Origin of the sequence: Amycolatopsis sp. cmx-11-51 (genome assembly GCF_047608665.1) — a bacterium.
Classification (GTDB): Bacteria; Actinomycetota; Actinomycetes; order Mycobacteriales; family Pseudonocardiaceae; genus Amycolatopsis.
Genome location: NZ_JADNQO010000004.1, coordinates 331,698 through 353,261, shown reverse-complemented (window position 1 = coordinate 353,261; position 21,564 = coordinate 331,698). Strand labels below are relative to the sequence as shown.

Genomic DNA, 21,564 nt, shown 5'->3' with positions numbered 1-21,564 from the left:
CGCGTATATGGCCTCCCGGCCGCCCTCAGGCGAAGCGCCCGTGAACGAAAGACGATCAACCTCCGTGTTCCGCATCCTGTTCTACCGCCCCGAAATCCCGCCCAACACGGGTAACGCGATCCGCTTGACCGCGAACACCGGCTGCGAGCTCCACCTGGTGGAGCCGCTCGGTTTCACGCTGGAGGACAAGCAGTTGCGACGCGCCGGGCTCGACTACCACGACCTCGCGCGGGTCCACGTCCACGCGGACCTCGACGCGGCGTGGGCGGCTTTGCTGCCCGCCCGGGTCTACGCGTTCAGCGCTTCGGCGACGCGGCTGCACACCGAGGTCGCCTACGAGCCGGGAGACGTGCTGATGTTCGGCCCTGAGTCGGCCGGGCTGCCCGCGGAGGTCCAGGAGGCCTCGCAGGTGACCGAGCGGGTGCGGCTGCCGATGCTGCCGACGAGCCGCTCGCTGAATCTGGCGAACACGGCTGCGATCAGCGTCTACGAGGCTTGGCGGCAGAACGGCTTCGCTACTCCCTGAAGTGTCACGGGGCCGCGCCCGCGTTCATTCCTTCATCAACTGCCCAAACCTCCCCGCGAGCCGAGTCGCCACTCACGAGCAACTCGCCACATCTCGCCCGCAACGTAGTGAAGGCCTCCTTCCCACTCTCAGGGTCCCGGCGAAGTCGCAGAGCTGTTGGTCAGCCCCGCTGTGGGTGAGCCCGCATACGCCCGATTTGCAAGACCTCGACTTTGCCGGGACTCTGACCCTCAAAGTAGGGAAGGAACCTTCACAGACTTTGTCGTGCGAGCTACGGAAGTCGTTGCCCCAGGAAGAGCGAAGCGGCGGCCCCGATCATCAGCACCAGCGTCCCGAGGATCACCCAAGGACGACTCGCGTCGGCGTCCTTCAGCTCGTACCCGATCTGCTCACCGAGGTCGTCGTACACGCGTTTCAGCTCGTCCGCGCTGGCCGCCTTGTAGAAGTCGCCGCCCGAAAGGCGCGCGATCTCCTCCAGCGATTCGTCGTCGACCTTCACGTCCTGCGGTTTGCCGTCGATGTCGACCGAGCCGTGCGTGGTCCCGAACGAGATCGACGAGATCGGCACCTGCGCCTGCTTCGCCGCCTGCGCGGCCGTGTACCCGCCTCGCGGTGCGTACAGGTCGTCCGGGACGGTCTGCTTGCCGTCACTCATCAGGACGATCCGCGCGGGCGGCGGACCTTCCGCGCCACCGACGATTGCCGAGAAGCTCTCGATCGACTGCAACGCGGCGAAGATCCCTTCACCGGTTGCTGTCGACTGCGCCAGCTTGAGGTTGTCGATCGCCTTTACGACGCCGCCGCGATCGGTCGTCGGCGCGACCAGCACGGTCGCCGTTCCCGCGAAGGAGATCAGGCCGAGGTTCACCCCCGGAGTCATGTTCTGCGCGAACGAGCGCGCCGACTCCTGGGCCGCCTTCAGCCGTGTCGGGGCGACGTCGGTCGCTTCCATCGACAGCGAGGTGTCGATCACCAGCATCACGGTGGCCCGGTTGCGGGGCACCTTCTGCTCGGCCGTCGGCCCGGCGAGCGCGACGGTGAGCACCAGCAACGAGAGCACGATCAGGATGGCGGGAACGTGCCGAACCCAGCCCTGACTCTTCGGCGCGACCTTGTCCAGCAGTTCCAGGTTGGCGAACCGCATGGTGCGCTTGCGCCGCGCGCGCTGGGAAAGCACGTAGCCGACGGCGACCGCGGCGACCGCCAGCAGCAGCAGGAACCACCACGGTGAGGCGAATCCGGTCAGGCTCACGCGACACCACCGGACCAGCGGCGCTTGCGGGCCACCACGAACCGGACCATGTCCGCGATCCAGTCCGAATCGGTACGCAGCACCAGATGCGCGGCACCGGCCCGCCGCAGCGCGGCCGCGACCTCCTGCCGGTGAGCGTGCGCCGCGGCGCCGAATTCCTTGCGCAGCAAGGCCGAAGCGTGCACTTCGCGCTGTTTCCCTGTCTCCGGGTCGGCCAGCACGACGGTGCCCACGTCGGGCAGGTCGATGTCGCGCGGGTCGAGGACTTCGATGGCGATGAGGTCGTGATGACCGCCGAGCGCGCGCAACGGGCGCTGCCATTCCCTGTCGCCGAGGAAGTCGGAGATCACGACGGCGAGCCCGCGACGGCGGGGCGGGCGGCGCAGTTTCTCCAGCGCCGCGGCGAGATCACCGCGGACACCTTCCTCGGCACGCGGGGTCTCGGCGAGTTTACGGACCAGTCCCCGCGCGTGCGGAAGCCCGCCGCGCGCCGGGATGCGCGTGATACTGCCCGCCCCGTTCGAGACGAGCGCGCCGATCCGGTTGCCGCCCCCGCCGGTCAGGTGGGCGACCGCGGCCGTCGCGCACACGACGAGGTCACGCTTCTCACACAGCGCGGTGCCGAAGTCGAGGCTCGCGGACACGTCCGCCACCAGCCACGTCTCCAGTTCGCGGTCGGCGACGGTCTCCCGGATGTGCGGGCTCGTCGTCCGCGCGGTGACCGCCCAGTCCATCCGGCGGACGTCGTCACCGGGCTGGTACGGCCGGGCCTCCCCCGGTTCCGAACCCGGCCCCGGCACCAGGCCGAGATGGTTTCCCTGCAGCAGACCGTCGAGACGGCGGCGCACGTCGAGTTCGAGTGTGCGCAGGCCCGCCTCCATCCGCTCCCCGCGGAGTACCGGCGGCGCCCAGGAAGGACGGTCGCCCTTCTCGTTCTTCACGCTCGTCCCTTACCTGACCGGTGCGCCGGCCGGGACCGGGCCGCCCTGCCCGGCGCCGCCCTGCGGACGGGCCGAGACCTGCGGCAGCGGCACGGTCTGCAGCACCCGCGTGATGATGTGGTCGATGGGGACACCGTCGGCCAGCGCGTCGTAGGACAGCACGAGCCGGTGACGCAGCACGTCCGGCACGACGTCGACGACGTCCTGCGGCAGCACGTAGTCCCGGCCGCGGACGAGCGCCAGCGACCGCGCGGCGGCGATGATGCCGAGGCTGGCACGCGGCGAGGCACCGTAGGACACCCAGCCCGCGACGTCGGCGAGGCCGTGGTCGTTCGGGGTACGGGTGGTGAGTACCACGCGGACGACGTAGTCGACCAGCGCGTGGTGCACGAACACCTGCGAAGCGACGTTCTGCAGCCGGACCAGCTCGCCAGGGCTCAGCACCTCTTGCGGGGTGGGCGGAGTGACGCCCATCCGGTAGATGATCTCCCGCTCTTCCTCGGCGGTCGGGTACTCGACGACGATCTTGAACAGGAACCGGTCGCGCTGCGCCTCTGGCAGCGGGTACACGCCCTCGTTCTCGATCGGGTTCTGCGTGGCGAGCACGAGGAACGGGTCGGGCATCGGGAAGGTCTGGCCGCCGATCGACACGTGCCGCTCGGCCATCACCTCGAGCATCGCCGACTGCACCTTCGCCGGCGCGCGGTTGATCTCGTCGGCGAGCACGAAGTTCGCCACCACCGGGCCGAGTTCGACGTCGAACCGCTCGGCGCCCTGGCGGTAGATCCGGGTGCCGAGGATGTCGGCGGGGACCAGGTCCGGGGTGAACTGCACCCGCGAGAACGAGCCGCCGACCACTCGCGCGAAGGTCTCGACGGCGAGGGTCTTCGCGACACCGGGGACACCTTCGAGCAGGAGGTGGCCCCTGGCAAGCAGGCCGACGAGCATCCGCTCGACCAGTCTGTCCTGGCCGACGATGATCCGCTTGACCTCGAACACGGTCCGCTCCAGCAACTGGGCGTCCCGCGCCGGCGTTCCGGGCTGCTGCTGCGCGCCGTCGGCGTAGCCGGGCTCGGTCACTCGTGCCTCCTGTGTTCCCCGCTTGCGTTCTTGCGTCCGGCTGTGACCGTAGTGGTCGCTGACACAGCCGTTCGTGACGGTAGCCAACCGGACCACCGGTATGACGGCTGTGAAGGAGCCGCCGGGGACACCTCAGTCGAGGCAGAACTCGTTGCCCTCGATGTCCTGCATGGTGAGGCAGGACTCGTTCTCTTCGTCGGCGAGCAGCAGCGGCCCGCGGACGGCGCCGAGCGGGACCAGTCGCGCGCACTCGGCCTCGAGGGCGGCGAGGCGCTCCTCACCGACGAGCCCGGTACCGACCCGGACGTCGAGATGCACCCGGTTCTTGACGACCTTGCCTTCGGGAACGCGCTGGAAATACAGCCGAGGGCCCACCCCGGTGGGATCTTGGCAGACGAACCCCGCGTCCTGTTTCTCCGGCGGCAGCGAACGGGTGTAGTCGTCCCAGGTGGCGAATCCTTCCGGCGGCGGCGGCACGACGTACCCCAGCACCTCGCACCAGAATCGGGCCACCCGCTCGGGTTCCTTGCAATCGAAGGTGACTTGGACCTGTTTGACCGACGCCATCGGTCCACAATAGCCACCAGTCTCAAGAGAATCGACCGATATCTTCGGGCGTATCGATGTCGGCGCTCTCCCCCGGTTCCTCAGGGACGTCGACGATGTCCAGCCCGCCCAAGGTCCGCCGCAGCGACGCGTTCTCCACCGGCTCCGGCAAGGCGCCACGCAACGCTTCCGTCCGCCAGACGCCTAACAGCCACTGCCGCTCACCACCGGCGTCGACGAGGACCGCGCCGGAAGCGGACCCCAGCGCGGCCACCAGCCGGTCCACAGTGGACTTCCGGACTCCGGCGAGATCACCGGCGAGGACGGCGACGATCCCCGTGTGCACCATGGCGAGTCCCGCCGCCAGCGCGGCCACCGGTCCCGTACCGGGCTCGGCTTCCCTCGTCCACCGGACGTCGCCGAAACCCGGCCGTTCCGGCCCGACGACGATCACCGGGTCCGCTTCGGCGAGCGCCGCCAGAGCCCGTGCCAGCAAAGGTTTCCCGCCGACGACGAGGGCGGGTTTGTCCACACCGGACAGGCGGCGCGCGGCACCGCCCGCCAGCACGATCCCCGCGTACGCCACGGCTAGGCCGCGTCTCTCAAAGCGCGCTTTCGGTCTTCCGCGGCCGGGCCGCGGCATTGGCCGTTCACTCTGGCGGCCATGTCAGCGACCCACCTCCGCAAATCCGAGGCCTCCGACCCAAAAGAAACGCGCGCGCGTGCTCTCACTCGACCAGCCAACGTCAGTTCGGGAGACACGCTCTAGCCGATCAAACGCGCCGCGTACGGCATGATGCCGCCGTAGCGCACCGGCGCGATCCGGACCCGCAGACCGGACTGCGGCGCCTCGACCATCTGCCCGTTCCCGAGGTAGATCGCGACGTGGTGGATGCCCCGCGCGCTGCCGCCCCAGAAGAGCATGTCGCCGCGGCGCATCTGCGAGAGCGGCACCTTACGCCCCGCGTTGTACTGGTATCCGCTGTAGTGCGGGAGCGACCGCACCCCGGCGAACGCGTAGATCATCAGCCCGGAGCAGTCGAAGCCGGTCTTCAGGTAGTCGCCGTAGCTATCCGCCGTGCCGCCGTCGCGGATGCCGCGCGTCGGCCCGGAGCCGTTGCCACCGCCCCACGCGTACGGAAGTCCCAGCTGTGACAGCGCCCGCCGGACGACGGCCTCGACACTCGAACCAGCGGGAGCCGACTGGACGGGCCTTCCGGTCGACGGACGGTCACCGCCACCCTGACCGGGGCTGGGCCGGGACGCGGCGAGAGCGGCCTGACGAGCGCGTTCTTCGTCCTCGCGGGCCTTCTGCGCCTTCCAGTCGTCGTAGCGCTGCCGCTGCCCCTGGAGCCCACTGACCTTCTGCTGCGCCTCGAAAAGCTGCTTCTCGACGTTGGTCTTGTCGGCTTCCAGCAGGTCGTTCTGGGTGGCCTGGGTGTCCTGCGCGTGCTGGGCGGCGCTCTGGGCGTTGTCGGCCTCGTGCTTGGCCGCCTCGGCCTCGCGCTTGCGCTCCTGCGCGATCTCCAGCTTCTTGCGGGCCGTGGCGTCCTTGTTGGACTTCTCGGTCTGCGCGCGCTTCATCGTGTCGAGCGCGTTGAGCCTGCTGCCCCCGACCGCGTCGAGCATCTGGGCGCGGCCGAGGAGTTCCTTGGGGCTGTTGGCGGTCAGGTACGCCGACACCGAGCCGACGGTGCTGCCCTGCTGGAAGCTGGCGGCGGCGAACTTGTCGAGGTCCGCACGGGCCTCGTCGATGGTGGACTGCGCGGCGTCGGCCTCCGTGCGCGCCGACCGCGCTTCACGGTCCGCCAGCGCGGCCTCGTCCAGCGCCGTCTCCGCGTCGACCCTGGCCTTGTTGGCCTCCTCCATCTTCAGCTCGACCTCGTCGTTGAGCTGAGAGAGCTTCGACTCGGCCTGGGCCAGCTGATTGGTGAGTCTGCCGACATCACCCGCCCTGGCGTTGGCGTCGGCCTTGCTGGAGTTGATCTCGGAGTCGCTGGGGTTCGGCGGGGGCGGCGGAACCGCGAGACCCGTACCGGTCACCCCGAGCAACAAGGCGACGCCGAGCGCGCCGATGGTCACGCCACGGCGGGTAACGCTGCCGGACCCGGTTTCACCACGCACGATCCGCCCACCTCCTGATCTTGAACGACGAACTCACTGTGCCACTTCAGTCACAGCAATACCAGAAACACCACCAGGAACTTACACACCGTAGGCACCATTTCCCCTCAACGGGGGACGAACAGACGAACGTTTCATCACTCGAATGGCCGCAACCTTCGCGATGAGCGTGTCGGCTTGCCACTCAAACCGAGCAAGAAGGGACACCCGAGCCGAGGGCGACTTGAATCGAAAAAAGGACAGGCGTACTGTTTGTGGGGACGAACGAGGTGTGCCATCCCGGGTCCGGACTTACGGTGGGGGTGCGCAACACTCGCTCCTGGTCGGCCCGAACGACCTGGAGAACACCCCGAACTGACCCGCCACTGGAGTTAGAAGTGACCGCACCCGCCAGCAAGGACAGCTTCGGCGCCAAAGACACGCTGAAGGTGGGCGACGCCTCCTACGAGGTGTTCCGCCTGAACAAGGTCGAGGGCTCCCAGCGCCTTCCCTACAGCTTGAAGATCCTGCTCGAGAACCTGCTGCGGACCGAGGACGGCGCGAACATCACCGCCGACCACATCCGCGCGCTCGGCGACTGGGACGCCAAGGCCGATCCGTCGATCGAGATCCAGTTCACCCCCGCCCGCGTGATCATGCAGGACTTCACCGGCGTGCCCTGTGTCGTCGACCTCGCCACCATGCGCGAGGCCGTCACCGACCTCGGCGGCGACCCGGACAAGGTCAACCCGCTGGCGCCGGCCGAGCTGGTCATCGACCACTCGGTCATCATCGACGTCTTCGGCCGCCCCGACGCGTTCGAGCGCAACGTCGAGATCGAGTACGAGCGCAACCGCGAGCGGTACCAGTTCCTGCGCTGGGGCCAGGGCGCCTTCGACGAGTTCAAGGTCGTCCCGCCGGGCACCGGCATCGTGCACCAGGTCAACATCGAACACCTCGCGCGCACGGTGATGTCCCGCAACGGCCAGGCGTACCCCGACTCCTGTGTCGGCACCGACTCGCACACCACCATGGTCAACGGCCTCGGCGTGCTGGGCTGGGGTGTCGGCGGCATCGAGGCCGAGGCGGCCATGCTTGGCCAGCCGGTCTCCATGCTCATCCCGCGCGTCGTGGGCTTCAAGCTCACCGGCGAGATCCCGACCGGCGTGACCGCGACCGACGTCGTGCTCACCATCACCGAGATGCTGCGCAAGCACGGCGTGGTCAGCAAGTTCGTCGAGTTCTACGGCGAGAGCGTCGGCGCGGTGCCGCTGGCCAACCGCGCCACCATCGGCAACATGAGCCCGGAGTTCGGCTCCACCGCGGCGATCTTCCCGATCGACGAGGAGACCGTCCGCTACCTCAAGCTCACCGGCCGGTCCGAGGAGCAGGTCGCGCTCGTCGAGGCCTACGCCAAGGAACAGGGTCTCTGGCACGACCCGTCGCACGAGCCGGAGTTCTCCGAGTACATCGAGCTGGACCTTTCCACGGTCGTCCCGTCGATCGCCGGCCCGAAGCGCCCGCAGGACCGCATCGAGCTGACCGACGCGAAGAACTCGTTCCGCAAGTCGATCCACGACTACGTCGGCGGCGAGCAGGTCCCGCACACCAACGTCGACGAAAGCGTCGAGGAGTCCTTCCCGGCCAGCGACCCGGCCGCCCTCTCGTTCAAGGACGAGGGTGCGGTCGAGGTCCAGGTCCAGTCGGCGGCGAACGGCCACAGCGGCCGCCCGACCAACCCGGTCAAGGTCAGCACGTCGGACCGCGGCGAATTCGTCCTCGACCACGGCGCCGTGGTGATCGCCTCGATCACCTCGTGCACCAACACCTCCAACCCGTCGGTCATGCTCGGCGCGGCACTGCTCGCGCGGAACGCGGTCGACAAGGGCCTCACGGTCAAGCCGTGGGTCAAGACCTCGATGGCGCCGGGTTCGCAGGTCGTCACCGACTACTACAGCAAGGCCGGTCTCTGGCCGTACCTGGAGAAGCTGGGCTACCACCTGGTCGGCTACGGCTGCACCACCTGTATCGGCAACTCGGGCCCGCTGTCGGACGAGATCTCCGCGGCGATCCAGGAGAACGACCTCACCGCGGTTTCGGTGCTCTCGGGCAACCGGAACTTCGAAGGCCGGATCAACCCCGACGTGAAGATGAACTACCTCGCGTCGCCGCCGCTGGTCATCGCCTACGCGCTCGCCGGCACGATGGACTTCGACTTCGAGAACCAGCCGCTCGGCCAGGACACCGAAGGCAACGACGTCTTCCTGAAGGACATCTGGCCCGCGGCCAAGGAGATCCAGGAGACCATCGACTACGCCATCACGCAGGAGATGTTCACCAAGGACTACGCCGACGTCTTCGACGGTGGCGAGCGGTGGAAGTCGCTGCCGACCCCCGAGGGCAAGACCTTCGAGTGGGACGCGGAGTCCACCTACGTCCGGAAGCCCCCGTACTTCGACGGCATGAAGGCGGAGCCGTCGGCGGTCACCGACATCTCCGGCGCCCGCGTGCTGGCGAAGCTGGGCGACTCGGTCACCACCGACCACATCTCCCCCGCCGGCGCGATCAAGCCGGGCACCCCGGCCGCGCAGTACCTGACCGAGCACGGTGTGGAGAAGAAGGACTTCAACTCCTACGGCTCCCGTCGGGGTAACCACGAGGTCATGATCCGCGGCACCTTCGCGAACATCCGGCTGCGCAACCAGCTGCTGGACGACGTGCAGGGCGGCTACACCCGCGACTTCACCCAGGACGACGCCCCGCAGTCGTTCATCTACGACGCGGCGCGGAACTACGCGGCCCAGAACATCCCGCTCGTCGTCCTTGGCGGCAAGGAGTACGGCTCCGGTTCCTCCCGCGACTGGGCGGCCAAGGGCACCTCGCTGCTCGGCGTCCGCGCGGTGATCACCGAGTCGTTCGAGCGGATCCACCGGTCGAACCTGATCGGCATGGGCGTCATCCCGCTGCAGTTCCCGGCGGGCGAGTCGGCCTCGTCGCTCGGCCTCGACGGCACCGAGACGTTCGACATCTCGGGCATCACGAAGCTGAACGACGGCGAGACCCCGCGCACGGTCCACGTCACCGCGACGAAGACCGACGGCACCAAGGTGGAGTTCGAGGCGGACGTCCGCATCGACACGCCGGGTGAGGCGGACTACTACCGCAATGGCGGCATCCTGCAGTACGTCCTGCGGAAGATGACCCAGGCGTAAGCACTCTGTACGCAAGAGGCCCCTTTCCCCGCACTTCGGGGAAAGGGGCCTCTTGCGTTTCTTCGGTACCGTGCCCGCCATGGCGCGCGGGATGCTCGACTCCCGCATGTGGGACGCCGAGATGTCAGCGCTCGAAGACCACTGCACCGCCGTTCGCTACGACGCCCGGGGACACGGCGGATCGTCCACACCGACCGAGCGGTTCAGGCACTACGACGATCTCCGCGAGCTGATGACCGCCCTGGAACTCCCCCGCGCCTCACTGATCGGGTCGTCCGGTGGCGGGCGGATCGCGATGGACTTCGTCCTGACCTGCCCAGACCTCGTCGAGGACCTCGTTCTCGTGGCCACCGGCCGCAGCGCGATGACGACGAAAGACCCCTGTGTCCTGGACAGAACAAAAACTCCAAGAAGCCGGCGCCAGAGGCGATCTCCCCGCCGCCATCGAGTGCGTATTGCGGATGCGGGTGGACGGCCCCCCGGCGGACGTCGACCAGGAAGCCGCCGACGGTGCCGGGAGATGTACACGCACACGATCACCCGGCACGGTGGCACCAGCTTCACGCTGATGGACCAACTGGATTTTTCGGGCATCCTCGACATCGCCGAGCAGATCGATCGCGAGGCACGCGACCCCGGAAACTTGTCGTTCCCGGGGTCGCGCACATGATCAACCTGGAGAAGCCCACCGAGTTTTCCCGGCTCCTGCTGGATTTCCTGGACCGCTTGGGCCGAACGATCTCGTGTCGGGTGGCGGGTCCGTGAAGGCCTCCTTGAGGGACTCTGGGTCCCTCAAGGAGGCCTTCACGGACTTCAAGCGCGGAGCGTGGCGTCACGGTCGTCTCAGTGTCACCAGCGATCAGCAAGGAGGCCTTCACCACCAGGACGCCGGGTGAGCGACCCTTGCCCAGCCGAAAAGAGAACGGAGGAGGTATTTGCCTACTCCCAGGTGGCTGCCCCGAGGGTAGAACCTGGACACTCAACGTCCCACTCACGAGATCAACCGGTCAAGGTTTCCCTGTACCGAAACCAGCGACGGGCAAAGACAACCTCACAGGGCACTAAGCCGTCTCGCGCTCTTCCTGCTCGGAGGACTCTTCCCGGTTCTCCGGGCGACGGTCCAGGACGTGGCCGAGCGGGCGCAACAGTACGTTGACCCCGACGATCACGGCCGTCCCCGCGAGCGCGACGACGTAAAGTCCCGCTCCCGCAAGGGATCCGACGGCCGCCGAGCACCACAGTGTGGCGGCCGTGTTGAGTCCGCGGACGTTGAGGCCGTCCCGCAGGATCACCCCGGCGCCGAGGAAGCCGATGCCGGAAACGATCTGGGCGGCCACCCTCGTCGGGTCGGCGTCACCGCTGGTGTCCAGCCCGCCGAAACCGTGCGCGGACAACAGGACGAAGAGGGTGGCGCCGACGGCGACGAGGGCGTTGGTGCGGAGTCCGGCCATCCGGGCGCGGTACTGGCGCTCGATGCCGATGACGGCGCCCAGTCCGACGCCGGTGCCGACCCTGAGCAGCATTTCGAAGGTGTTCATGATTCCGGCTCTTTTCTGGCGTGCGCACACAAGGCCAGACAGGGAAAGGAGACCGGAAAGGTCACCGCACCGCGCACACGGGTGAACGGCGACCGCATCCGGTCGTTCCAGAACTGTCTTCCGGCATGTGCCGCTCACCTCGCTTTCGTACTCGAACGGTGTTGATCAACCTTCGGAAGATACCACGCCGATCAAGGCGTCCAGCGCACCGCGACCGCGCTGGACCGGCCGACGATCACCCCGTGCGTGTTGACCGAGGTGGCGAAGGTGATGGTTCCCGGCCCTGCTCCAGCCGCCCTTCCGAAGTCGGTGAGGGTTCCTCGGAGTTCCAGCGCACGGCGGTGGAGCGCCCTTTCTGTGTCCTTCGACATACCGACCGCGAACACGCCGTGGCTACCGCCGACCGACCGCTGCACCCTGTCGACGATCGTCGCCGTCGGCACCGAAGCCCATCACCTACGCGAAGTAGCCCGCGACAGTGCCGTCGTCCGCGATCGCGGCCCCGCCACCGGAGGTCCCGCCGGGCATGGCCAGTGCGGTCACCTTCCCGTCGACGCTCCAGCGGACCGGCCGATCTCACCGGTGGCGTTGATCGCGTCCGCCTGGCAATACGTCGCTCCCGATAACAACCGCGCTACCACCGTTCCCGCGTCGTTGATCCCCGTGGCCTCGCTCCCGGTGTCACCGGCCGCGGTGCCGAGATCGGTGACCTCGTCGTCGGCGCCGCTCGTGTCGGACCAGCCGACCGCTATCCCGGCGTCGTTGATCTCGCCAGCGCCGCCGAAGCCGAGCCGGGAACGAGAACGGCCAGCGTGACCGCGGACGTCCCGGCGATGGACAGAGTTCTGTTGGTACGCGAAGTTTTCCTTCCCCCAGCTGCGACGCAAGCCGCAGATCGAGATCACCTTGGCGAGAGGCGATCAGTCCTCCCAGGTCAATTCCGGCTCCGGAAATCGCCGCTAAGCGGGTGAATCGAACGCGTCGCGGATCGTGCCGCGCAGCCAGCGCTGGGCCGGATCGGCGTCGAGCCGGGCGTGCCAGAGCTGGCGCACTTCGATCTCCGGGAGGTCCGCGGGGATCGGGAACCAGCGGATGCCGAGCGACCGGCCGTACTGCTCGGCGAGCCGCTGCGGCGCGAGTCCGATGTACTCGTTCGACGCGACCAGGAACGCGGCGACGGCGGACGTCGGGACGATCGCCGCGACCCGGCGCTGGAGTCCCTCGGCCTCCAAGACCTCGTCGAGCGGCCCTCGGGTGCGGCCGCGCCGGGAGGCGGAAACGTGGGGATACCGGCAAAGCTGCGCCAGCGTCGGGCGGCGCGTGCGCGCCAGTGGACTGTCCGCCTGGACGATCGCGACCACTCGTTCGCGGTACAGCAGCATCGAGCGGATGTCGGGAGCCGAGACGTCACCGGCGCCGATGTCCAGATCCACAGAGCCGTCCCGCAGCGCCTCGGTGCTTTCGCTGCCTTCCCCGACGAAGCGCAGGACCACACCCGGCGCGACGGCGGCGGTCGCCTCGACGGCCGCCGTCGCCAGCGTCGCGGCGACGCCGTCGTTGATGCGGATGGTGAAAGTGCGTTCGAGGTCCCCGATGGCGAGTTCCCGGTCGGCGCTGATCAGAGCCGACGCCTCGTCGAGCAGTGACCGCACGCGCGGCGCGGTCCGCAGTGCGAAGGGCGTCGGCACCATCCCACGGCCGGCGCGCACCAGGATCGGGTCCCCCATCGCCCGCCGCAGTCTGCCGAGGGCCCGGCTCGTCGCCGGGATCGAGAGGTGCAGGCGCTCGGCGGCCGCGGTGACGCTGCCGTCCCGCAGCAGCGCGTCGAACACGCGTAAAAGGTTCAGGTCCAACTGGTCGACCATAGTTGCATTGTACGCAACTCGTCCTTGCCAAAGTTGCGTGGCACGAAGTAGCTGCTGGTCCATAGCGTAAAAGACATGCCACTTCGACTTCACATCCGCGACGATCCGGCAGCCGACGCGAGCCGCCCGGTCGCGCGACGCGGCCTGCTGGCCGTCATGTGCGCGTGCGTCGTGCTCGTCGTCGGGATGGTCGCCGCGATCAACCTCGCCGTCCCGATGCTGGCCGCGAGCGACCTGCGCCCGTCCGCGTCGGCGCTGGTCTGGATCGTCGACACTTACGTCATTTTCTTCGCCTGCCTGGTGATCCTCGGTGGCGCCGCGGGCGATCGCTTCGGCCGCAAGGGGGTCCTCCTCGCCGGCCTGGCACTGTTCGGCCTCGGCGCGCTGCTCTCGACGGTCGCGCCGAACGTGCCCGTCCTGCTGGCGGGCCGGGCGATCACGGGAATCGGCGCCGCCGCGGTCCTGCCCAACACGCTCGCCGTCCTGCTCCACGCCGTGCCCGCCGAGCGCAAGGGCGTGACCATCGCGACCTGGGCCTCGATGACCGGGATCGGCGGTATCGTCGGGAACGTCGGCGGTGGCGCGGTGCTCTCCGGCGGGTCGTGGCGCTGGCTGTTCGCGGTCGCGGTCCCGATCTCCCTACTGCTCGCCGCGTTCGTCGCCCGCGTCGCGCCGGTGTCCCCGCGACACGACCGCCCGCTCAGCCTGCTCGGCGCCTTCCTGCTCGTCGGCGCGTCGGTCGCCCTCCTGCTCGGCATCGTCGAGGGACCCGAAGCGGGCTGTACCAGCCCGATCGTCCTGATCGGGTTCGCCGGCGCCCTCGTGCTGTTCGTCCTGTGGACGTTCGTGGAATTGAAGGTCGAGCACCCGCTGCTCGATCCCCGGTTGTTCCGCGTCCCCGCGCTGCGCAGCGCCTGCCTCGGCATGACCGCGATCTTCTTCGGGATGTTCGCGCTGTTCTACGTCAACGCCTCGTTCCTGCAGTACGGCAAGGGTTTCAGCGTCCTGCTGACCGGGCTCGGGATCATCCCGATGACCATCCCGATCATCCTCGGCGCACGGCATGTCGGCCGCCTCGTCCAGCGCGTCGGCGTCGACGCCACCGTCGCGCTGGCGTTCGCCTTCGGCGGCTGTGGCCTCATCGGACTGTCCACAATCGACGCCGCGACGCCGTACATCGTCTACGCGGCCTGGCTCGTGGTCACCGGCATCGGGGTCACGCTGGCCCTTCCGACACTGTCCGCCGCCATCTCCGGTTCGCTGCCCCCTGCTCAAGCCGGTGTCGGCGCCGGGCTGCAGGCCACCACGCGCGAGTTCGGCAGCGCGCTCGGCGTCGCGGTCATCGGCACCGTCCTCACCGGACGGTTCGTCGCCGCGCTGCCGCCCGACATCCGCGCGAACCATGATCCGCACACCGTGGCGCAGGCCCTCGCCGTCGCGCCGGACCGCGCGCCCGAGGTGATCTCCGCGTTCGTCACCAGCACCAGCACGGCCTTGCGGGTGATCGGCGTGAGCGTGCTCGTCCTCGGTGCGCTCGTCGTCCTGCAGTCACGACTTTCCCGCACTCCCGGGAATCGGTAGCACGTACGCCTGAAAGGAAGCACAATGTCCGCGGTAACCGCCTTCATACTGGTGAAGACCACCCCCGAATGGCTCGGCTTGACGGTCGAACAGCGCGTGGAATCCTTCAAGACCGAAGTTCTCCCGGCAATCGAGAGCAAGGTGAAGGGAGTCCGTTCCCGTTTCTACGACACCGAGTTCTACTCCGCGCGGGTGACCGACGTGTGGGTGTGGGAGGCCGACGACCACCACTCGTACCAGCTGCTCGTCGAGGCGCTACGCGAAACGCCCTTCTGGGACCGGTACTTCGAGATCGTCGACCTGCTGGTCGGCGTCGAGAACGCGTACGCCACGAACTACGGCTTGGACACCTACGCGAGTATCGACGTCTGAGCCAGCGGCGCCGCGAAGGCCACCTCCGAGACGGTGATCGCCTCAGAGGTGGCCTTCGCGGTCACACGCTTGAGATCAGGCTGTTTCGAACGGTTGGACGTTCGGCTGGAACACCTGGCCGTTGGCCGGAACCTTCAGATCGATCAGGTAATCGGCCGTCACCTTGTCCACACCGAGCGAGTCACCCAGGATGCAGTGCCCGAAGGCGTCGACCGAGAGCAGCCGGGCGTTGCCCAGCTGGTTGGCCATCCGCTTCGAGAACAGGTACTGGGTCGCCGGGTCGTAGTAGTTGCCGACGACCAGCACCGGGGTGTCGGTCTTGGCCCGCCACGGGCCGCGGAACACGTCCGGCTTCTTCGCGGGCCACACCGGGCAGCCCGCGATGTCGGCGAACGCCTGATAGCGGCCGAAAGTGGGCGATTCCTTCTCCCACTTCGCGGCGATCCCCGGAACCTTCTCCTGTTTGATCGTGATCTTCTTGTCCGAGCAGTTCACGGCGAAGTAGGAGTCGTCCCCGACATACGGGCTGTCCGGGTCCGCGTCCGCGCGCCCGTTCGCGCCCGATCGCAGCACCTTCAGCTCGACGGCCTGTGCCGTCTGCGTCTGCGCCGACGGCGGGTGGACGACGTTGTACAGCGCCTGCAGGTCGTCGGCCAGCGGCGGGAACGACGTCGGCGAGTACAGCACCCCGGCCACCGTGCTGGTGAACGCGTTGATGTCGTAGGTGCTCCCGTCCGGCAGCTTGATCGGCTGCCGGCGCAGGTACTCGCGGATCTCGTCGAACTTCGCCCGCGGCGTGCCCGAACTGAACGAGCACTTCGGCCCGACCTGCCCGCACTTGCGCAGGAAGGCGTCCAGCGCGATCTCGAAACCGCGAGCACGCTCGCGGTCGTACTGCACGCCGTCGCTGGTGCGCAGCGCCGGGTCGACGTTGCCGTCGATGACGATCGCACGGCTCTGCTTCGGGAACATGCCCGTGTACGTCGACCCGATCAGGGTCCCGTACGAGAAGCCGACGAAGGTCAGCTTCTGGTCGCCGACGGCCGCCCGCATCTTGTCGAGGTCACGCACGACGTCCTTGGTGGACATGTGGTTCAGCAGCGCACCGGCGTTGTTCTTGCAGAACTGGCCGTAGTCCCGGTACGACGCCAGCGTTCCGGAGATCTCTTGCCGTGACAACGGTACGGGGATCTGCGCGGCGAAGACGTCGTTCGCGTCCTCCTGCGTGGTGAAACACTTGAGCGGGTTGCTGGCGCCGACCCCGCGTGGGTCGAAACCGATCAGGTCGAACCGGTCCAGCACCTGCGGCTGGAAGTAGTTCGTGGCACCGATCGGCATCCGGAACCCGGAACCGCCCGGGCCACCCGGGTTGAGGAACAGCGAGCCGACCTTTGTGCCGGGCGTCTTCGCCGCTCGCTTGAGCATCGCGATGTCGATGGTGCCGAGCGCCGCGTTGTCGTGGTCGATCGGCACGCGGTAGCGCGCGCAGCTGTAGGACTTGACCTGGTCGGCGGGAACACCGCGGATCTGGTCGGCCGTGCAGGCCTCCCAGTTCACCGGCGGGGTCGCACCGACCTGGGCGGCGGAGAGCCCGCCGCCCTCGGCCGCGACCGCGCTACCGGCGGAAAGCCCGGTGAACGCGGCGCCGGCCACGAGTGCCCCTACCAGTGCGAGACCGCGCACCGGCCTCCTTGTGGATCTCGGCAAAACGACTCCTCCCTCGGCTGGCGACGTGTCGCGACACGTCGCTCGGCGCGCCGCCGACGTCACGGCGCGTAACACCCAGCGAGCCTCGCACAGGCCGGTAACCCCGTCACCGGCCGAAAGGATGGTACGAACCTAGCGAGCGGGGGTCTTCAACTCGAAGATCGGTAACACGCGGCGAGCGGATCGCTCCTCCGTGGAGTAACCCGGCCAGAAGTCCAGCAGGAGCTTCCACATCGCGTCGTACTCGTCGCCGAGGAGTTCCCTGGCCTTGACCGGGATCTCCTTGCCGGCCAGCGCGACCAGGCTCACCTTCCCCTTGAACAGCCGGTGGAGTTTCTTGTCCACCCAGATGATCCCGCCCGCGAGCCCCATCAGCCACGGTTTCGTGCCGAGTGCGCGAGCGAGGGACGTAAGAGCGTTAACCACGCACAGATCTTGCCAGGCTCACCCCGAACCGCGACTCCGAGTCCGTCCACCATTTCTCCACCGAGAAACCGGCTTCGGCCAGTTCCGCGGCGATTCCGTCCCGCCGGAACTTCGCGGAGATCTCGGTGCGCACGTACTCGCCCTCGGCGAACTTCACCAGCAGATCAGCGCCCGGGATGTCGACGGTCACCGCCTCGCGGGCACGCAGGCGCATTTCGATCCATTCGTTCTTTTCGTCCCAAGACGAGACATGCTCGAAGGCGGCCGGATCGAAGTTCGCGCCGAGGCCGTTGTTGATCACGTGGAGCACGTTGCGGTTGAACTCGGCGGTGACCCCCGCCGCGTCGTCATAGGCACGTTCCAGCGTCTCCCGGTCCTTCACCAGGTCCGTCCCGAGAAGGAGCCACTCCCCTTCGTCGAGCACTTCGCGAACCGAGTGCAGGAACGAGGCGCGCTCGGCGGGAAGGAAGTTGCCGATCGTGCCGCCGAGGAAGACCACCAACCTCGGCCGGTCGCCCGGCAGCAGGTCGAGATGCTGGGTGAAGTCCCCGACCACGCCGCGGACTTCGAGGGACGGGTAGTCGGCCTTGATGGCTTCGGCGGCTTCGGCGAGCGCGGTTTCGGAGACGTCGAGCGGTACGAACTCCTTCAGCGTGCCATGGCTCGTGAGCGCGTCGAGCAGGAGCCGGGTCTTCTCACTCGATCCGGAACCGAGTTCGACGAGGGTGTGCGCGCCGCAGGTTTCCGCGATCTCACCGCCGCGCGCGGCGAGCACCTCCCGTTCGCTGCGGGTCGGGTAGTACTCGGGAAGAGTGGTGATCTTCTCGAACAGTTCGCTGCCGCGCGCGTCGTAGAACCACTTGGGCGACAACCACTTCTGGTCCGCTTCCAGGCCGGTGCGGACGTCCGCGCGCAGCTGCTCGGTGATGTCCGACTCGCTGCGGTGTACGTCGAGGTCCACTTCGGTCATCTTGCCTCAGTGCTCCGATCGGCTTCGAGGGGAAGGACTTCCACGCCGGTGCCGGTGACCCGCACGGCGTGGTGTTCGGGAACGGGAGTCCATCCGGGACCGTCGTCGCACGGTTCCGAAGCGACGACGACACCGTCACCGGTGTCCCGATAGGACAGGGAATGCGTCCACGCCGTGCCGATGAGCGTCCGGCCGTCGGTCAGCAGGAAGTTGAGCCGCGAACCCGGCCCCGCCTCCTCGACCACACCGGTCAACCACGTGACGGCCGAGAGCGGGTCTTCGCCCGCCTCGAGCCGTTCACGCAGCAGAGCCCACAGCAGCACCGAATCCGTGGTCGCCTCCAGTGTCAGCAGGCGGGTGATCGGCAGTTTCGCGGCGAGGTCGGCCATCGAACCCGGCCAGCCCTTCACCATCCCGTTGTGGCTGAAGAGATGGCCGCCGCCGGTGAACGGCGCGTTGGCCGCCTCGACCACCGGCATCCCGGTGGTGCCGTTGCGAACCGCCGCCATGAAGGCGTGCGCCCGCACCGACCCGGCCAGCGCGGGCAGGTCTCCGTCGGTCCACAAGGGAGCGCACCGGCGCAGCCGCAGCGGATCGGGACCTTCGGCGTACCAGCCGAGGCCGTACCCGTCCGCGTTGACCGAGCCGCCGCCCCGCATGTCGGCCGGGGCATAGGACTGCACGAGCAGCGAATGCGGGGCATGGAAGAGCAGCTCGGCGGGCGAACGTGGCTCGCCGAGATACGCGAGATGACGGCACATGCCGCTCAGCCCACCTCGCCCGGTCGCGCGTCTCGGGCACAGCGGAACCCCGAGAAGATCTGTCGCCGGATCGGGTGGTCCCAGTTGCGGAACGTGCCACGGATGGCCGCCGCGTCCGTACCGAACGAGCCACCACGCAGGATCCGGTAGTCCCCGCCGAAGAACACTTCCGAGTACTCCTTGTACGGGAACGCGGAGAATCCCGGATATGTCTCGAACCCGCTGCTGGTCCACTCCCAGACGTCGCCGATCAGCTGATGCACCCCCAGTGGCGATGCGCCCGCCGGGTACGCGCCCGCCTCCGCGGGCCGCAGGTGCCGCTGCCCGAGGTTGGCGTGCTCGGGGCCGGGTTCCTCGTCTCCCCAAGGGAACCGGCGTGATCGGCCGGTCGCCGGGTCGAACCGGGCTGCCTTCTCCCACTCCGGTTCCGTCGGCAGGCGCCGTCCGGCCCAAGCGGCGTACGCCTCGGCCTCGTAGAAGGAAACGTGGACCACGGGCTCGGCGGGGGTCACCTTCTCGTAGACGCCGAAACGCGTCCGCCACCAGCCGTCCTGTTCGCGCTTCCAGAAGCGCGGCGCGTCGATGCCGTGCTCACCGCGGTACGCCCAGCCGCGCTCACTCCACCACTTCGGGTCTTCGTAACCGCCGGAGTCGAGGAACTCGGCGTACGCCCCGCAGGTGACCGGGGCGGTGTCGATGAAGAACGCCTCCACCGCGGCCTCGTGCGCCGGGCGCTCGTTGTCCAGCGCCCACGGCTCGGCCGAAGTGCCCATGGTGAAGGCACCGCCGGGCACGAAGACCTCGGCGGGCAGCCACCCGGACCGTGACGGCGGCGGAGCGGGCGCGTGCAGCACCGGATCGCCCTTGCGGAGCTGGTGGGTGGCCAGCATCGTCTCGCCGTGCTGCTGCTCGTGCTGGGTGATCATGCCGAAGGCGAAGGCGTCCTCGGTGAGCCGCCTGCCTTGCAACGGAACGTTTTCCAGGATGTCGAAGGACTTCTCCCGCACCTCCCGGACGTACTTGCGGGTCTCCTCCGGGCCCAGCAGCGGCAGCTCCGAGCGATCCGCGCGGGCGTGCTGGAACGCGTCGTAGATCTGGTCGATGTCCGGCCGGAGCGCCTCGCGGCCGCCGACGTCACGGACCAGCCAGAGTTCTTCCTGGCTGCCGATGTGTGCCAGGTCCCAGACCAGCGGCGACATCAGTTTCGAATGCTGGCGCACCAGGTCTTCGTCGTCGACGGCGTCGGTCAGCACGACACTGCGTTCGCGGGCCCTGGTGAGCGCCTCGGCCGCGTGGGCCCGCAGGTCTTGCGGGCTCAGCGCGCGAAGCGGGTTGATCTCGGTGCTTTCCACGCTCATGACTGGGGGCTCCTCGAACCGTGCACGAGGGACTGCACACCCTCGCTGATCTCCGTGATGGTCTCCGGCGGCAGACCGGTCATGCCGAGTTCGGCACAGCCGAGGTCCACCACCTCGCTCGCGACGCCCGCGATCGCCCGGTCGGACAGGCCGAACCGGGCCGCGCACTCCCACCGGCCCATGACCGGTTCGCACAGCTCGAGCACCTTGTCCACTGTGGACGGGCGAGCGAGCAGTGCGACCAGCAGGGCCACCGGGTGCAGCCACCTGGCGGCGGGCTGGGCGTCCAGGTAGCGGATCTCCAGGTACCCCTGTGGACGGACCGGCGTGAAGAAGGTCGTCAGGTGATAAGCGAGGTCGTCCTCGGTCGGCTTGCCGAGTCCGGCGCCCTCGCCCCGCCCGTCGATCCAGTCGGCGAAGGTCAGGGAATCGGGCGCGTCCCAGCCATGACCGGGCAGCACCATCAGCGGGGTGTCCAGGACCCTGCGTGCCCATTCCCCCGCCGGATCCCGGGACGGCGCCGCCGACCGGGTGCGGGCCTCCTCCGTGTCCATCACACCCAGCCAGCGCGCGGACGCGTGGCCGGTGTCGCGACCGGCGTGGACCCGGGAGTTGGCGAAGGTGGCCAGCAGTGGCGGGCCGAGCGCGTGGACGGCGGCCCAGCGGGTGGCCAGTTCTCCCGCCTCGCCGGTGTCCACACAGACCTGCAGGCCCGCGGTGCTGCACATCATCGTCGCGCCCCCGTCACCCATCGGGGCGAAGCGGCGTTCCATCGCGGCGTAGCGGGGTGTGCCCAATTTGCGGTCAGGGGCCCGGTGCCCGTCTATCCCGGTGTCACCCAGGTACAGGCCTCGGGTGGTGAGAAGGGTTTCGAGGTGGGCCAGATCGGCCGAGACGACGGCGTCCAGGTGGCGCAGCGTGGTCTGTGGTTGAGCGGAGATCTCCACCTGACATCCGGGCTCGAGGCTCAGTGGTGAACCTGCCGGAAGCGGGAGGGAGGGGCTGTCGGGGCGCAGTGTCCGCGGGGTGTGCGGGCCGAGCGCGGTGGCGAGATCGTCGGGATCGAGAGGCCGGGCGGGCTCGTCGGCGTAGTGCACGGTGAATTCCAGCTCTACGCCGAGGAGTCTCGGTGGCCCGTGCTTGAAACACACGGAAGCCACATACGCCTCACCTTCGGCGCGGTCCGACAGGACCTTCGCCGTCGCGTTCGACGCGCTCCCAGACTTCTCGGGGAAATCGTGAACAGTTGTCATCTTCCCACCGTCCAGTCGGTAGTCCGATCAAGGAGGAACCTTGACTTCGGACGCTACACGCGGGGTCCGACAA

At 68.4% G+C, this 21,564-nt stretch carries 20 protein-coding genes and 1 pseudogene; 5 read left to right on the top strand and 16 right to left on the bottom strand.

The window, feature by feature from the left end:
• The first annotated feature begins 64 nt into the window (after positions 1-64).
• Positions 65-526, top strand: coding sequence for a tRNA (cytidine(34)-2'-O)-methyltransferase (locus ACM6LU_RS18190; protein ID WP_414938891.1), 462 nt, complete (start codon positions 65-67; stop codon positions 524-526).
• A 271-nt stretch (positions 527-797) separates the two neighbouring features.
• On the opposite strand, the gene ACM6LU_RS18185 is transcribed toward ACM6LU_RS18190, so the two are convergent.
• The 6 genes from ACM6LU_RS18185 to ACM6LU_RS18160 all read right to left on the bottom strand — a co-directional run bounded on the left by ACM6LU_RS18185 (position 798) and on the right by ACM6LU_RS18160 (position 6,469).
• Positions 798-1,778 (bottom strand): VWA domain-containing protein, encoded by a 981-nt coding sequence (locus tag ACM6LU_RS18185; protein WP_410598855.1) that lies wholly within the window; start codon positions 1,776-1,778, stop codon positions 798-800.
• Positions 1,775-2,659, bottom strand: a complete 885-nt coding sequence (locus ACM6LU_RS18180; protein WP_414939153.1) for a DUF58 domain-containing protein — start codon at positions 2,657-2,659, stop codon at positions 1,775-1,777. Before ACM6LU_RS18180 ends, ACM6LU_RS18185 begins: the two co-directional genes overlap by 4 nt.
• Positions 2,660-2,728: 69 nt before the next feature.
• Entirely contained in the window at positions 2,729-3,799 is a 1,071-nt protein-coding gene (locus ACM6LU_RS18175) for an AAA family ATPase (RefSeq protein WP_414938890.1), read from the bottom strand.
• A gap of 132 nt (positions 3,800-3,931) precedes the next feature.
• Positions 3,932-4,366, bottom strand: coding sequence for a VOC family protein (locus ACM6LU_RS18170; RefSeq protein WP_414938889.1), 435 nt, complete (start codon positions 4,364-4,366; stop codon positions 3,932-3,934).
• Positions 4,367-4,388: 22 nt separating this feature from the next.
• Positions 4,389-4,931: a molybdenum cofactor guanylyltransferase gene (locus ACM6LU_RS18165; protein ID WP_414938888.1), complete on the bottom strand. Its 543-nt coding sequence runs from the start codon at positions 4,929-4,931 to the stop codon at positions 4,389-4,391.
• A 179-nt stretch (positions 4,932-5,110) separates the two neighbouring features.
• A complete protein-coding gene (locus ACM6LU_RS18160; RefSeq protein WP_414938887.1) occupies positions 5,111-6,469 on the bottom strand; it encodes an NlpC/P60 family protein in 1,359 nt (452 codons plus the stop codon).
• A gap of 377 nt (positions 6,470-6,846) precedes the next feature.
• Between ACM6LU_RS18160 and acnA the strand changes: the two genes are divergently transcribed.
• Both acnA and ACM6LU_RS18150 read left to right on the top strand, forming a co-directional pair.
• Positions 6,847-9,660 carry an aconitate hydratase AcnA gene (gene acnA, locus ACM6LU_RS18155; RefSeq protein WP_414938886.1) on the top strand — a complete coding sequence of 938 codons (2,814 nt, stop codon included), beginning with the start codon at positions 6,847-6,849 and terminating at the stop codon, positions 9,658-9,660.
• A gap of 79 nt (positions 9,661-9,739) precedes the next feature.
• The gene (locus tag ACM6LU_RS18150) at positions 9,740-10,330 is read left to right on the top strand and encodes an alpha/beta fold hydrolase (RefSeq protein WP_414938885.1); all 591 of its coding nucleotides are present in this window, start codon (positions 9,740-9,742) and stop codon (positions 10,328-10,330) included.
• Between the two features lie 406 nt (positions 10,331-10,736).
• Here the strand turns inward: ACM6LU_RS18150 and ACM6LU_RS18145 are convergent.
• From ACM6LU_RS18145 to ACM6LU_RS18130, 4 genes and pseudogenes are all read right to left on the bottom strand, one after another.
• A pseudogene (locus tag ACM6LU_RS18145) lies at positions 10,737-11,198 on the bottom strand (MgtC/SapB family protein); the annotation flags it as partial.
• Between the two features lie 191 nt (positions 11,199-11,389).
• On the bottom strand, positions 11,390-11,641 hold the full coding sequence (locus tag ACM6LU_RS18140) for a hypothetical protein (RefSeq protein ID WP_414938884.1): 252 nt from the start codon (positions 11,639-11,641) through the stop codon (positions 11,390-11,392).
• Positions 11,642-11,737: 96 nt separating this feature from the next.
• The gene (locus tag ACM6LU_RS18135) at positions 11,738-12,103 is read right to left on the bottom strand and encodes a hypothetical protein (protein ID WP_414938883.1); all 366 of its coding nucleotides are present in this window, start codon (positions 12,101-12,103) and stop codon (positions 11,738-11,740) included.
• Between the two features lie 54 nt (positions 12,104-12,157).
• Positions 12,158-13,063, bottom strand: a complete 906-nt coding sequence (locus ACM6LU_RS18130; RefSeq protein ID WP_414938882.1) for a LysR family transcriptional regulator — start codon at positions 13,061-13,063, stop codon at positions 12,158-12,160.
• 156 nt (positions 13,064-13,219) lie between these two features.
• Here ACM6LU_RS18130 and ACM6LU_RS18125 point away from each other — a divergent pair, with 156 nt between their 5' ends.
• Both ACM6LU_RS18125 and ACM6LU_RS18120 read left to right on the top strand, forming a co-directional pair.
• Entirely contained in the window at positions 13,220-14,644 is a 1,425-nt protein-coding gene (locus ACM6LU_RS18125) for an MFS transporter (protein WP_414939152.1), read from the top strand.
• A gap of 24 nt (positions 14,645-14,668) precedes the next feature.
• On the top strand, positions 14,669-15,016 hold the full coding sequence (locus ACM6LU_RS18120) for a darcynin family protein (RefSeq protein ID WP_414938881.1): 348 nt from the start codon (positions 14,669-14,671) through the stop codon (positions 15,014-15,016).
• 75 nt (positions 15,017-15,091) lie between these two features.
• Here ACM6LU_RS18120 and ACM6LU_RS18115 read toward each other — a convergent pair whose 3' ends face one another.
• The 6 genes from ACM6LU_RS18115 to ACM6LU_RS18090 all read right to left on the bottom strand — a co-directional run bounded on the left by ACM6LU_RS18115 (position 15,092) and on the right by ACM6LU_RS18090 (position 21,491).
• Positions 15,092-16,699: an alpha/beta hydrolase gene (locus ACM6LU_RS18115; protein ID WP_414938880.1), complete on the bottom strand. Its 1,608-nt coding sequence runs from the start codon at positions 16,697-16,699 to the stop codon at positions 15,092-15,094.
• Positions 16,700-16,855: 156 nt separating this feature from the next.
• Positions 16,856-17,095 carry a hypothetical protein gene (locus tag ACM6LU_RS18110; RefSeq protein WP_414939151.1) on the bottom strand — a complete coding sequence of 80 codons (240 nt, stop codon included), beginning with the start codon at positions 17,093-17,095 and terminating at the stop codon, positions 16,856-16,858.
• 46 nt (positions 17,096-17,141) lie between these two features.
• Positions 17,142-18,119, bottom strand: coding sequence for an L-histidine N(alpha)-methyltransferase (gene egtD, locus ACM6LU_RS18105; RefSeq protein WP_414938879.1), 978 nt, complete (start codon positions 18,117-18,119; stop codon positions 17,142-17,144).
• Entirely contained in the window at positions 18,116-18,880 is a 765-nt protein-coding gene (egtC, locus tag ACM6LU_RS18100) for an ergothioneine biosynthesis protein EgtC (protein ID WP_414938878.1), read from the bottom strand. Before egtC ends, egtD begins: the two co-directional genes overlap by 4 nt.
• A 5-nt stretch (positions 18,881-18,885) precedes the next feature.
• Positions 18,886-20,238, bottom strand: coding sequence for an ergothioneine biosynthesis protein EgtB (gene egtB / locus ACM6LU_RS18095; protein WP_414938877.1), 1,353 nt, complete (start codon positions 20,236-20,238; stop codon positions 18,886-18,888).
• A complete protein-coding gene (locus ACM6LU_RS18090; protein WP_414938876.1) occupies positions 20,235-21,491 on the bottom strand; it encodes a glutamate-cysteine ligase family protein in 1,257 nt (418 codons plus the stop codon). Before ACM6LU_RS18090 ends, egtB begins: the two co-directional genes overlap by 4 nt.
• Between the last annotated feature and the right edge of the window lie 73 nt (positions 21,492-21,564).

Coding starts and splice junctions, on each gene's coding strand:
- egtC (WP_414938878.1), bottom strand. CDS start 18,880: ATGTGCCGTCATCTCGCGTATCTCGGCGAGCCACGTTCGCCCGCCGAG.
- ACM6LU_RS18125 (WP_414939152.1), top strand. CDS start 13,220: ATGTGCGCGTGCGTCGTGCTCGTCGTCGGGATGGTCGCCGCGATCAAC.
- ACM6LU_RS18150 (WP_414938885.1), top strand. CDS start 9,740: ATGGCGCGCGGGATGCTCGACTCCCGCATGTGGGACGCCGAGATGTCA.
- ACM6LU_RS18180 (WP_414939153.1), bottom strand. CDS start 2,659: ATGGAGGCGGGCCTGCGCACACTCGAACTCGACGTGCGCCGCCGTCTC.
- egtB (WP_414938877.1), bottom strand. CDS start 20,238: ATGAGCGTGGAAAGCACCGAGATCAACCCGCTTCGCGCGCTGAGCCCG.
- ACM6LU_RS18110 (WP_414939151.1), bottom strand. CDS start 17,095: ATGGGGCTCGCGGGCGGGATCATCTGGGTGGACAAGAAACTCCACCGG.
- ACM6LU_RS18170 (WP_414938889.1), bottom strand. CDS start 4,366: ATGGCGTCGGTCAAACAGGTCCAAGTCACCTTCGATTGCAAGGAACCC.
- egtD (WP_414938879.1), bottom strand. CDS start 18,119: ATGACCGAAGTGGACCTCGACGTACACCGCAGCGAGTCGGACATCACC.
- ACM6LU_RS18090 (WP_414938876.1), bottom strand. CDS start 21,491: ATGACAACTGTTCACGATTTCCCCGAGAAGTCTGGGAGCGCGTCGAAC.
- ACM6LU_RS18130 (WP_414938882.1), bottom strand. CDS start 13,063: ATGGTCGACCAGTTGGACCTGAACCTTTTACGCGTGTTCGACGCGCTG.
- ACM6LU_RS18120 (WP_414938881.1), top strand. CDS start 14,669: ATGTCCGCGGTAACCGCCTTCATACTGGTGAAGACCACCCCCGAATGG.